Below are 13,643 nucleotides of genomic sequence, written 5' to 3'. Positions count from 1 at the left end.
CCTGCTCACTGCTCTTTGTCTTTAATCACTTGACTTTCAATACAGACTTCCCTAATGACTGGCAAATGACATCATTCTGTGGTGTATGTATACGGCTACATAGAACGTCACGGTAGTGACGCTCTAAAGGATTCCTTTTTAATAAACCAGGATTACCAGTTAGTTCTAAGGCAATCTCCACAGCACGAATCGAGTTGGTTGTAGTGAGATATTTAACAGCCTGTGCCTGTAATCCTACTTGAGGCTCATATTCGCCCTTGTCAATATCTTGAGCCAAACTATAAATTAATCTATTATTAGCAAATAGCAGTGCTTCTATCTCACCCACGGCAGTTTGGAAGCGTGGCAGAGTTGCCAGTGGCTCTTGGAGATTAGAAGGCGATCGCTCCCAAAGATATTTAGCAAGCCAGTCTCGCCCACTACTAGCAACACCGAGATATAAGGCACTCACTGTCAAACTGCCCCAAGTGGAAATTAGCGGATCAAAAGTTGGTGCAGCAGATATGGGGTTGATACTTAGAGCATACTCTAAAGGAATTAATACATTCTCTAAAATCAGGTCATGGCTGCCCGTAGCTCTCATCCCCAGGTGATCCCAGGTTTCGACAATTCGCAAACCTGGCAGATTGCGCGGAACTAGAAAATTCCCAACTTGTGGTTCATCTTCGGTTGTCCGTGCCCAAACAACAAAATAGCTGAGGATGGGACTACCCGTGGTGTATTGCTTATGTCCTGTTAAACGCCAGCCCTCTGCTGTTCGTTCGGCAATTGTCGCAGGCAATCCGCCTCTAGCTGGTGTTCCTAACTCTGGTTCAACACGGGCAGCATTCAGCAGAGCAATGCCTTCAATTGATTCACGACACAGCCGCTTATAGACTTCTGGATGCCAGCGACGGCTACGGGCTGCATGAGCATGTTGAAGATAGTGCATTGTCAGTACTAGCGCGGTGGAAGCATCGCCACGTGCTATCCCTTCAATCACCCGGCAGATAGTTGCCAACCCCAAATCCTGGCCACCGAATTCACGTGGAATGGTGAGGTTGAGCAATCCTGCCTCATCCAAAGCTGTAAAATTCTCGAAGGGAAAGGAAGCATCTCTATCGTGTGCCCCTGCGCGGGTGGCAAAATCTTTGGCCAGAGCCTCAACTCGGTCGAAAATATTAGGGAGAGTTTCTAAGCCTTTGGCTACAAAGGTGTCTGGCACTGCTTGCTCCAACTGTGACATAAATACTCCTTCACAATTCACTGTACTACTAAACCAGAGATGTTTTTCAATATGGAAGCATCTCAAGTTTGCAGGAACATCAATTTTTCGCACGACGGCAGTCTTCCCTCAATCCCCAATCCTCATTGCGCCTCATTGCGCTAACTATATTACTTGTAGCGATCCTGAAAATACTACTTAAAATCGACCGAAATTTAGTAATTAGTAATTTCTGTAAGTATGACACAAACTACTTTCATAGAGCAAGCCAAGCAGAGAATTCAGCGATCGCCCCACAACTTATATCATGTCCGGTTAAAGACTTATCATTAAGACCGCAGAGGTGCAGAGGGGACGGGTTTTTAAGCTTTCTGCATAGAGAAAGGGAATCATAACGTGCGATTCGTTGAGCGGTGAATCACAGTACTCAGTCCGTAAATAGCCTCTCCAACTCACAAGAGTTGAACTCTCAGATAGATGTAGGTTTGAGTCTTTTTCAAAGCCCTGCTCAAGCGGCAAAGCTAAAAAATCCTTGTTTGGAACCAAGCACTGAGAAACAAGCGTTTAAATATTCTCTGCTGGGATAAATATAAATATCCTTACATAACAGAGGGATAATTCTCTCATCAAGTAGATGTTCCAATGGATAAATATACAGCAACGGCATTGCCGATCGCAACCAAGGTGATAGGTTGCTTTGATAGCGGTTTCTCTGCTACGGAGGTATAACTAAACTTGATATATAAATTTTTTAACTTTGAGGATATACCTCATCTGATTGAGAACCGCTAAGGATAATTTCGTATATTTTACCAAATCTATGGTGTCACACTTTTGTCAGGGCACTGACTGTATAACCACTATTAAATTTATCTATTTATTACTTTACTTGATCGCATCGCAATCTTCGGTTTTAAAAGACGAATTTGCGACTTATTGTCATTTTTTGAACTATAGGCACATTTAAACATGACGGTTATTTCTCAACTTCTATCAAGCTGTAATATGTATTGCTGCTATGCCCTTGATGGAAAAAAATGCTAAGATTATGATAGTTAACTAGTGTGTGTGCTCGATCACAACATTCATGTGTTTTACCTCACAGCTAATTAAAACAACTTCAATATCACCTTTAAGTAAACAATAGTCGCCGTTATGACTCTCATCATGTTATGCCACCTAGCTATTTAAAGATTTAATGTATAAATGGTTGTGAAATATATTTTTTTTGTTAAAAATCATCTATTAAGTGACTTGTCAGAAAATTTACATTAAGAAACTCCTAAAATATCTAAATTTAAGAGCTAAGGAGTGTAAACTAATTATGTAAATATCATGTTTGTATGTAAATATGATGTTCGCAAGTCTCTTTTAGTAACTTGCATTTATTACACTAGAGGAGGTATAATACAAACGTTAAATAGCTTGCTAGATGTTCCCTTAAAGATACTAAGTAGTGCTGGTAAAAGATCCATCTTGGAATCTCCAAGCAAACTTAATCAATATTTGTTTAAGTGGAGTTTTGCTTAATTGGTAAAATACTACATTAAACAAAAATTGCGATGTGCTTTTATAGCTTTATAGTTTTCTGTTTCCTGTAGCCTACTCAAAACCCTCTTTTGATCGAGGTTGCACGATAAGGATGAGGCTATCCCGGAGACTATCCCCCAGACTCGCAAACCACTAAAGGGAATAGCCGGGAGCTAATTGCACATTGCGTAAATTTCTGATTAACACTACAAAGTTAGTCAGATTTGTAGTTGTGGTTTTTTTGCTGTCAGGCTTTGTTCACACAACTGCAATGAATTACTTTTTCCATAATTTACGACTCAATGCAATTTATAACTACAATTATGTCACACCATTTAAGTCCAGACAAGGCTGTTAAAAAGTTAGGAATATCTGAAAACATTCTTTTAAGAATTCTTCCGAGTCAGGTGTTGTTCAAGAGGATGAAAGCTAACGTTCAGCCAAAAAATTGTCCCGAACTAGAAAAAACTTCGAGAATTTGTGATTGAAAAATGAAATACTTTGCATAGCTATTGTTGCATATAGCAAATTACGAGCCGAAAATAATCCCTCTTAATCATCACTTACAACCGCAGCTGATTGCCAAAAAGAGTAATCCATATTTGTGTGGAGTATGTCAATGCAGCTAGTTGCTCTGGAAGCTGAATGTAGGTAAACAAAGCTCTAGCTCGATATTTTGACATTTAGACTAGTTATTGCCACATCAATAACTGGCTGCAACAAGTGGGTTGTCCACCTAATAAAAATCCTTGATATGTACTTCAGATGTAAAAGATAGATGCTTTGCTACCAGACTATTTCTTTTTAACTTTACTCTAAGAAAGCTTAGAGTTTCCTCGGTGAAAACACGGGATAAAATAATAATATTTTTAATGAATTTTGGAATTGGATTCAGATTGATAACTAAATTTTTTTGTGGAGATTAGAAAATGCCACTAGTGCTTTCTGAGCAACATCTGGGTGAAAGACTTTTGTACACCTTGGGTACAAAACTTTCAGAAAAAGAATTAGAAAACCTCTTGGCAGAAATGGAAATTGTGGAGCCACCATCAGCAAAGCAATTCTGGCAATCTGCACAGACGAATCCTGGTATATACATTATTCTTACAGGTAAAGTTCGACTGTTAGATAGTTCTGAGAATTTAATTACTACCTTTGGTGCATGGTCTGTTTTTGGTGAATTGACTTTGTTTCCCGAAGCTAACTTTAGTCCTTATGTAGTTAGAGCTTCGACAAGCTTAAAACTTGGCTATTTCAGACAAGAAGCATTGCAAAGGTTGATAGACAAGTATCCTAACATTCGCGATCGCCTATTCGCCCGTGCCGAACTTTGGGATTTGTTGTTGTTATGTCGCCAAGTATCACAATTTCCACGCCATACATCACAAGTTTCAGGAATGCTCAAAGCTTTATCTTTGTTTGAGCGACACCAGTTAGAAACTGGCTCTGTAAGTCCACAAATATCCCAAGATTCACAGTTGTGGCTATTATACAAAGGTCAACTGCGGCATTCTGAAGGCCATTCTTGGACACCAGGTACAATCTTTGCTCAACCAAAACAAGGAGATTGGCAAACAACGCAACCAACGATTGCTTACATTCTGAAAAACGACCAGATGCAAACAGCACTAGAATACTTCCCAGAGTTGGGGGAGTGGGCTTTTGCCATAAGTGTCAGCGGAACGGAATCGGAGACTGAGGACACAACGATCGGCTCAGTGCATCGCCGGGGACTGGGTACTAGAGAAAAAACTTCCCAATCTCCAAAATCTAAAATTATTCCTTTTCCCCAAAAAGAGAAGCAGTCACAACAACAGCCAACAAAAAAATCACGTTTTTACTTTCCCAGTCCGAAAGTACAAATGGGGCATTGGTGGAAACGTATCACCAAAAGCTATCCCTTCTATGCCCAACAAAGTGCAGCTGATTGTGGCTCTGCTTGCTTGGTGATGATTGGTAACTATTGGGGCAAACATTTTAGTATCAATCGCCTACGGGATATGACCAATGTCACTCGCAACGGTGCATCCTTAAAGGCGATGGCAGCAACAGCAGAATACCTGGGTTTTGCCACCCGTCCAGTGAAAGCTACTCTTGATAAATTAGCAGAACAACCTTTACCTGCAATTGCTCACTGGGAAGGTAAACACTTTATTGTTGTCTATGAAATCACCAAAAAGCGGGTGATTGTATGTGACCCGGCTCTTGGTCAACGCAGCCTGACAAAAGCTGAATTTCAAGCAGGTTGGACTGGTTATGCATTGTTACTGCAACCTACAGACTTACTAAAAAGTGCTAAGGACGAAAGTAGAAGCTTCTGGAAATTTTTTGAGTTAGTCAAACCTCACTATCGAACACTGCTAGAAATTTTCATAGCTTCGGTAGTAATTCAATTATTTGGGTTAGTAACGCCAGTATTTACCCAGTTGTTGCTCGACAGAGTACTTGTGCAACGCAGTGTTCCAACCTTAAACGCCATTGGTTTGGGAATGATTGTTTTTGGGTTGTTTGGTGTTGCTGTCAACGGTGTACGGCAATATCTCTTATTTCACACTGCTAACCGCATTAGTATCGCCTTACTCGTAGGCTTCATCAAACATACCTTCCGTTTACCCCTTGCTTATTTCGAGTCGCGTTTCGTTGGGGATATAATCTCACGCATCCAAGAAAACCAGAAAATTCAGCACTTCCTTACTGGTCAGACACTCTCCATTGTGTTGGATATGCTGACATTAGTGGTTTATCTGGCTTTGATGTTCTCCTATAGCTGGCGGATGGCATTATTCGTGCTGTGTACTGTACCGCCATTTTTTATCTTGGCGCTGGCCAGCACAAGTATTTTGCGCCGCATCTCCAGAGATATTTTTAATGCAGCTAACAAAGAACAAAGCTATCTCATAGAATCCCTAAGCGGAATTCGTACCGTCCGTTCATTAGCAATTGAACAGACAGTGCGTTGGCGTTGGGAGGAACTGCTAAATGATTTAATCAAAAAAGACTTTAATGCTCAAATAATTAGCAATCGCCTGCAAATTATTAGTGGCGTTATCCAAACCTTTGTAAATACTTCATTGCTGTGGTATGGAGCAACCCAGGTAATTAATAACGAACTAACTATTGGACAATTAGTTGCTTTCAATATGTTGGTGGGTAACGTCTTGAGTCCTTTCCAGCGACTGGCTTTGCTGTGGAATGAATTACAGGAAATCGTGATTTCTACCGAACGGATTAATGATGTGTTGGAGGCGGAACCAGAAGAAGACTTAGCAACTAAACCCCGCAAGTCGTTGGGTAAACTCCGCGGTAACATTTGTTTTCAGAATGTTACCTTTCGTTATCACTCAGAAAGTGACACTAACGTATTAGAAAATCTCAGCTTTGAAATTCAGCCGGAACAGATGGTTGCAGTCGTAGGGCGCAGCGGTTCTGGAAAAACAACTCTCAGTAAATTGATTTTGGGTTTATACCCACCGACAGATGGCAAAATACTTATTGATGGTAACGATATCACTGGTGTTGCCATGCGATCGCTCCGTTCTCAAATCGGCGTTGTAGACCAAGATACTTTTCTGTTTGGTGGGACTGTTCGCGAAAACATTGCGATCGCTAATCCAAATGCTTCTTCAGAAGAAATTATCCAAGCAGCAAAATATGCTGGAGCCGATGAATTTATTCAAAAATTACCGATAGGTTACGAATCAGAAATTGGTGAAAGCGGCGGAATGCTTTCTGGTGGACAGCGCCAACGCCTAGCTATTGCTCGTGCTTTGCTCGGAAATCCTCGGTTATTACTGTTTGATGAAGCCACTAGTCACCTAGATTCAGAATCAGAACGGATTATTCAAAACAACCTCAAAACAATTCTTAAAGGACGTACAAGTTTAATTATTGCCCATCGCCTCTCTACAGTCCGCAACGCGGACTTAATCCTGGTTTTAGATCAAGGTATTTTGGTAGAAAGCGGTACCCACGACGAATTAATCGCTAAAAAAGGTCATTATTACTACCTGAATCAACAACAGATGTCTCAAGTTAGTTGATGGGGCATTGGGCAGTCTTTTTCTTCTTTACGAGACTCTACACGAACAATTTTGAATTTTGAATTTTGAATTGATTTCTCCTACATTCCCCATCTACTGTTATCGGAAATAAAACCATGCCACATCCCAATAGATCGTCCCCACTTCCCCAAGATGAGCAAGATGAATATCAAGGTTACAAACAGCAAGAAGAATCGGTATTTGACGAGCAGACAAAAGCAGAAAATGAAAGTCAAGATTTGTACTACGGTACAGAAAAACTACTTGATGCCTTACCTCGAATTTGGACTCGTGGTTTGTTGTATGTGCTCATCGCCTTTGCTGGTCTGTTCTTACCTTGGGCAATTCTTTCAAAAGTAGATGAAACTGGTAGCGCCAGAGGGCGTATAGAACCTAAAGGCGCAACTCAAAAATTAGACGCTCAAGCTGGTGGGAGTGTCAAAGCAGTTACGGTAAAAGAAGGAGATACAGTTAGAGCCGGCCAGGTTTTACTGGAACTGGATGCTGATTTACTACAAACGGAACTGCAACAAGTCCAGAGCAAATTGCAAGGGCTACAAAATCGGCAATCCCAACTGGAATTGCTGAAAAATCAACTCCTAATGTCAACGAGTCTTTTAGAACAACAAAATAAATCTCAAGAATTAGAAAAATTGGCTCAACTCAACCAGGTGCAGCAAAATCTGGATGCCAAACTGAGTAGCTATAACCTCCAAAAGTTAGAAAAGCAATCATTAGTTAAACAAGCACAGGAGCAAATTTCCACCAGTCAAGACGATTGGGAATCGGCTAAAAAACTTTTGAGTATAAATTCTAAGCAAACTGAACGTTATAGCCAACTTGTTGACAAGAAGGTAGTTGCTGAAATCCAATTAGAGGAAAGCAAAAAACAAGAGCAAGAAAGCCAACGAGTTTATAAAAAGTCTCTATCAGATATTAAACAAGCTCAATTGCGTTTAGCCCAAGAGCTAAATAGTTATCAAGTAACGATCAAAACGTTGGAGTCTGATATTAAACAAGCAAAACTCCGACTGCAAGAAGAACAAAGTAGCTATAAAAGTGCTACGCAAGCCGGAGAACTAGCTGTAATGAAAAATCAGGAGCAGCTAAAAGATATACAGACACAAATAACAGCAACGCAATCAGAAATTGCTCAGACTAAAAGCCAGCTTATATCTACAAAACTACAAATTCAGCAACGCGTGGTGCGATCGCCAATTAATGGGGTGATTTTTGAATTACCCACCACTAAGCCAGGAGCGGTGGTACAAGTCGGTCAAAGGATTGCCCAAATTGCACCCACGAAAACAGACTTCGTACTCAGAGCAAATATGCCAAATCAGGATAGCGGTTTCTTGAAGGTAGGAATGCCAGTAAAAGTTAAGTTTGATGCCTATCCCTTCCAAGAGTATGGCATTGTACCAGGGAAAGTTACTTGGATCTCGCCTGACTCGAAAGTTAGCCAAACACCCCAAGGCAACATTGAAACCTATGAATTAGAAATCACCTTAGACCAGCAGTATGTCCAAAATGGCGACAAACGTATTCCATTAGGTGCCGGTCAGACAGCAAATGCTGAAGTCATCATTCGTCAACGGCGAGTAATTGACTTTGTTTTAGATCCGTTCAAAAAACTGAAAAAGGGCGGTTTAGAGATGTAGTTAAAGGTATTGCACTGGAATCAGGAAATAGGACAAGGCAGGCTCGAAGAATAATCAATGCCCCGTACCCCATGCCCAATTCCCAATCCACTTAATTATTGGAGATATCGTGTTATGCCCCACAATCTGAACATTTCCACTTCAAATATCATTCACAGTCTGAAACTCTCCTGTCAGATACCTGCTGTTGTGGAAGCGATCGCATCGCAAAGTATTATTGCCGAAGCAGCTCAAGCGACAGGAATTACAGTCACGCCAGAAGAACTACAGCAAGAAGGAGATAACTTAAGGTTCGCCAAAAAGCTTGTCAAAGCTAAAGACACTTGGTCATGGCTAGAAAAACACCACCTCTCTGTGGATCAGTTTGAAGAACTAGCCTACAACAACATCCTTTTGCGGAAGTTAGCGAATCATCTATTTTCCAATCAACTGGAAAAGCATTTTTACGAACATCAACTAGATTATATCGCTGCCGTTACCTACGAAGTCGTCTTCGAGGATCGAGACTTGGCTTTAGAGCTTTTTTATGCCCTAGAAGAAGGCGAAATCAATTTTCCAGATATTGCTCGTCTATATATCTCAGAACCAGAAGCCCGTCGTGCTTATGGATACAAAGGACTCCGATACCGCAAAGATTTTCGTCCAGAGATTGCAGCTGCTGTCTTTGCTGCTGCACCACCAGAAGCTCTCAAACCGATAACGACTCCCAAGGGAGTGTATTTAATTTGGGTGGAAGAAGTCATTCAACCCCAATTAGATGAACAGTTGCGCCAAAAAATCATTACAGAATCCTTTTCTGATTGGTTAAAGCAACAAATCACCACGATGAAAATAGTTACTCAAATAGACTCAGACGATTCAAAAGAGGAATTAATAGATATGTTATTCACCAAGAATAAATAGTTTAGGAAATTTCAAATGTTTTTGTCGCTAAGTATCTCCCCTAAGTTAGGGTCGAGTCTCTAGTATTCAAAAATGTTGCAGATACAGGTTTGATTTACTTCAAAACTTAATAGCTTTTCTTTTTTAGTGTTTTGTGAATATATCTACAAAGTGCTGTTACTGCGTTATTTAAAAATTAAACTAAATCGCTATAACTCTTGCTGGTCAGGAATCATTTTATTTCTGCCTAACTTTGCCATGCGATTTTTTAGCATTTTTAATAGGACTACATATAATGATTTTTGAATATAAATATATTAGTTTTTTTAATCATAAATTCCTCAAAAAAGCATTGACTTTTTTGAGGAATAAAGTATATTAGATGTATAGCCAACAAAACAAGTTGGTTACACCAAATCTTCCCAACAACAGTTACAAAATTTAGGAGAACTCAAATGATCATTTCTGATCTGAACTACTTGGAAAATACCTCTGAAGAAATTATTGGTGGTACTGTAGTCGTCGTAATCCATCCGCCTAAAATCAAAAACTACACCAACATTGCACAAGCAGATGCAGATGCTTCAGCAAGTGGCGGCGTCAATAATATAGCCGTAACCTATACTAACGCCACCACCACTCCTAATAGTGCTACTGCTTCGTCATCAAGCTATGCTTCTACTTCTTCCAAGTAGTAACAAGTAGTAATAATTAAACTTTACTGGCAAAAGTATTAACTTCTGCAAGTAGAGTTAGGCTCGAAAGCTTAGTATATTGATAAATTGCCGAAGGTTCTTTAGCTCATTTGAGCCTTCGGCTTTTACCCAAAATACATCCTTTGGCCTTAAATAACTATTTCCGCAATAAAATTTTGCCAATTTAATCCTCAACCCAGTTTTCAGTCTGTGTTGTTTGCCCGCCCTGAATTAAAACTCTGGGCTAATAGTCATAAGAGGAAGACTTTACCGTCCCCTTAAGCTTCTCGTAGACTCTCGAAAGGTAGAGAAGAGTAAAATTCCTGTTAATTAAGTTTAGAAAGTAATCAAGCAGACATGATATCAATCGATATCAGTTATAAATTTCAAAAGCTTGAGTTCCTTGCAGATATAGGAACAAAAGACATATTAAAAAATAAAAAAGATTGTATAAATTATAGCCCATAAATAAAAGGATATAAGCTCCTAAGTTTATTTATGGGGATTGTTAATTTTGAATTTGGAGCAAAGCGACGTGACCACAATTCCTGATGCTCTCCAACTCGCAAGTCAATATCACCAAACCAAGCGCTTCACCCAAGCCGAAGAGGTTTATCGTCAAATTATAGAGGTAGATCCCCAGCAGTCAGAGGCATTATATGGATTAGGTCTGCTGGCGCAGCAGCGGGAACAATATCAAAATGCAGAACAATTTTTTCAAGCAGCTCTGCAATTACAGCCAGAAGCAGGGGCAATACATAATAGCTTGGGGTTTAGTCTGCAACAACAGGGTAAGCTAGAAGAAGCGATCGCCTGTTATGAAAAAGCACTCTTCATTCTCCCTGACAGCATAGAAGTACAAATCAATATCAGTAATATTCTCCACATTCAAGGCAAACTGTCACCTGAAGAACAAGTCCACTACGCAGAGTTGAACGAGCAGTTTGCTTTAGGTAAGCAACAGGCAGGCGATTTCAAGATAGCAGAATTATATTATCGCCAAGCTATTGCATTGCAGCCAGATTTAGTATCATCTCATACTAATTTAGGAGAGGTACTCCAAAAACAAGGGCGATTCAATGATGCTATCGATTCTTACCAACAAGCACTAAAAATTAAACCAGACTATCATTACGCATATCACAACTTAGGGTATCTTTTCCAGGAAAAAGGAAAATTTGCAGAAGCAATAGAAGTTTACGAAAAAACTTTAAGCATTCAACCTGATTTTGCAATCACCTATAACAACTTGGGAAATATTCTGAGGGCGCAAAATAAATTTGATGCCGCTATAGAATCCTATCAAAAAGCTATTAAAATTCGGCCTGATATTGATTACATATATAGCAACTTGGGAACAGCATTGAGAGATGATAACCAAATAGAAGCCGCAGTCCAGGCATTTGAGCAAGCCGTCAAAGTGACACCAAACTATGATATGGCTAAATTTGGTGCTTGTATGAGCCAACTACCAGTTATCTATTCTAATGTTGATGAAATTGCATTTAGACGAAATCAGTATCAACAGTATTTGCAAGATTTAGCTAAATATTATGAATTAACTAATCAGGAAGAACGGGCCAAAGCATCTGAGGCTGTGGGAGCATTTCAACCTTTTTATTTGACATATCAAGGCTTAAATGACCGAGATTTACAGCGAACTTATGGAGAAATGATTTTCCAGATAATGTCGAGTCGCTATCCCCAAGATTGCCAGCCGCTTGTTTTGCCAAATTTAGATAAAAATCAAAAAGTTCGTATTGGTATTGTTTCTGGATTTTTATCTAGTCATTCTAATTGGAAAATCCCTATTAAAGGTTGGGTAGAAAATATAGATCGAAGTGAGTTTGAATTATTTGGTTATTACACCGGCGACAGAACAGATTACTCAACATTTAGTGCCACCAAGGCTTTTGATAAATTTGTCCAAGGTGTTCGCTCAACTGAACAATGGTGTGAGGTAATAACAAAAGATCAATTACATATCCTAATTTTCCCAGAATTTGGGATGGATTCAATGACGCTCAAGCTGGGTTGTCTGAGATTAGCACCAATTCAAATGACATCTTGGGGACACCCTGAGACTAGTGGACTCCCAACAATTGACTATTACTTGAGCAGTGACTTAATGGAACCAGAAAATGCTCAAGAACATTATACAGAAAAATTGGTGAGATTACCCAATCTATCTATTCATTACATACCTTTAGCAATTCAACCTGAAGAAATTAAGAAGCCAGATATAGGTTTAAAAGAGGATGATATTTTCTTCTGGTGTTGTCAGTCATTATATAAATATTTGCCCAATCATGATGATGTTTTCCCTTCTATTGCTAAAGAATTAGGGAATTCTAAGTTTGTGTTTATTAAAAGCAAAAGTGAAGAAATAACAGAAAGATTTCGCCAGCGCTTAAACCATGCTTTTGCAGAATTAGGATTAGATTATCAAAATCACTGTTTGTTTTTGTCTTTCCTCAATGACAGGAAGTTTGCCGGGACTACAGCTTTAGCAGATGTCTTCTTAGATAGTATTGGTTGGTCTGGATGTAACTCCACCCTCGAATCTATTGCTCATAATATTCCGGTTGTCACTTTACCAGGAGAACTGATGCGATCGCGGCATTCTCTGGCAATTTTGCAGATGATGGGTATAGAAGAGACGATCGCTTCAAATAAATCAGAATACGTCCAAATCGCCATCCGTCTAGGGAAAGATGCTAAATATCGGCAATATATTTCCCAGCAAGTTGCAGAAAATAAACATAAATTATATGGCGATTTAAAGCCAGTCAGAGCGCTGGAAGATTTTATTTTGCAGCTGGTTAAGAAACCAAGACAATTTAACGCTCAAGAAGTTGCTGAACTGTTTCAACTTGCACTTCAAGATCATCGAGCTAATCGCCTAGACACAGCCGAACAGCTATATCGTCAGGCGATCGAAAAACAACCAGACTATTCAGAAGCATTATACAATTTAGGGATGCTGACCCAGCAGAAAGGTGAGTTGCAGGAAGCTCAGAAACATTTGAGTGCAGCTTCGCAAGTTCAGCCTAACTCTGTGAAAATTTGGTTTAGTTTAGGCAATTTGCTTCAAGGTCAAGGACAGTTACCAGAAGCTGAAGCAGCTTACCGAAAAGCTATTGCTTTGCGACCAGATGCAGGGACAATTTACAACAATTTGGGCTACACCTTGCAACAACAAGATAAGTGGGAGGAAGCGATCGCATCTTATCAAAAAGCTCTAGAATTTCAGCCCAACTGCATAGAAGCAAAAATCAATTTAGGGAATGCGCTTTTTGCCCAAGGGAAGCTTTCAACAGAGAAACAAGCCTATTATGCAGAATTAAATCATCAGATGGGCATTGCCCAGCAAGAAGCAGATAATTGGCAAACTGCTGTTGTTTACTATCGAGCTGCGATCGCCATACAGCCTGATTTGGTAGAAGCCCATTATAACTTGGGGGTGATACTACAAGAACAAGGGGAGCTAGAAGAAGCGCTCGCTTGCTATCAAAAAGCTTTGGAGTTCAATCCCCAACACCAGGAAGCCAATATCAAATTAGGAGAGATTTACCAAACCCAGCAATAAAAAGTTACACAAGTGGACTCACTAAAATTTTCTGGCTAGACG

At 39.8% G+C, this 13,643-nt stretch carries 6 protein-coding genes; 5 read left to right on the top strand and 1 reads right to left on the bottom strand.

Annotated elements, in window-relative coordinates:
- Positions 1–25 precede the first annotated feature (25 nt).
- On the bottom strand, positions 26–1,225 hold the full coding sequence (locus V7K41_RS10065) for an acyl-CoA dehydrogenase family protein (RefSeq protein WP_334847696.1): 1,200 nt from the start codon (positions 1,223–1,225) through the stop codon (positions 26–28).
- Positions 1,226–3,663: 2,438 nt separating this feature from the next.
- On the opposite strand from V7K41_RS10065, the gene V7K41_RS10060 reads away from it, so the two are divergent.
- From V7K41_RS10060 to V7K41_RS10040, 5 genes are all read left to right on the top strand, one after another.
- Positions 3,664–6,774, top strand: a complete 3,111-nt coding sequence (locus V7K41_RS10060) for a peptidase domain-containing ABC transporter (protein WP_334847694.1) — start codon at positions 3,664–3,666, stop codon at positions 6,772–6,774.
- A gap of 116 nt (positions 6,775–6,890) precedes the next feature.
- A complete protein-coding gene (locus V7K41_RS10055; protein WP_334847692.1) occupies positions 6,891–8,435 on the top strand; it encodes an HlyD family efflux transporter periplasmic adaptor subunit in 1,545 nt (514 codons plus the stop codon).
- Between the two features lie 114 nt (positions 8,436–8,549).
- On the top strand, positions 8,550–9,338 hold the full coding sequence (locus V7K41_RS10050) for a peptidylprolyl isomerase (RefSeq protein WP_334847690.1): 789 nt from the start codon (positions 8,550–8,552) through the stop codon (positions 9,336–9,338).
- Between the two features lie 434 nt (positions 9,339–9,772).
- Positions 9,773–10,012: a hypothetical protein gene (locus V7K41_RS10045; protein WP_334847688.1), complete on the top strand. Its 240-nt coding sequence runs from the start codon at positions 9,773–9,775 to the stop codon at positions 10,010–10,012.
- Positions 10,013–10,547: 535 nt separating this feature from the next.
- A complete protein-coding gene (locus V7K41_RS10040) occupies positions 10,548–13,601 on the top strand; it encodes a tetratricopeptide repeat protein (RefSeq protein ID WP_334847686.1) in 3,054 nt (1,017 codons plus the stop codon).
- Positions 13,602–13,643: the final 42 nt, after the last annotated feature.

This window comes from Nostoc sp., assembly GCF_036917415.1.
GTDB lineage: Bacteria > Cyanobacteriota > Cyanobacteriia > Cyanobacteriales > Nostocaceae > Nostoc.
Note: the sequence above shows the minus strand (reverse complement) of the source record. Positions and strands in the feature narration are given on the sequence as shown.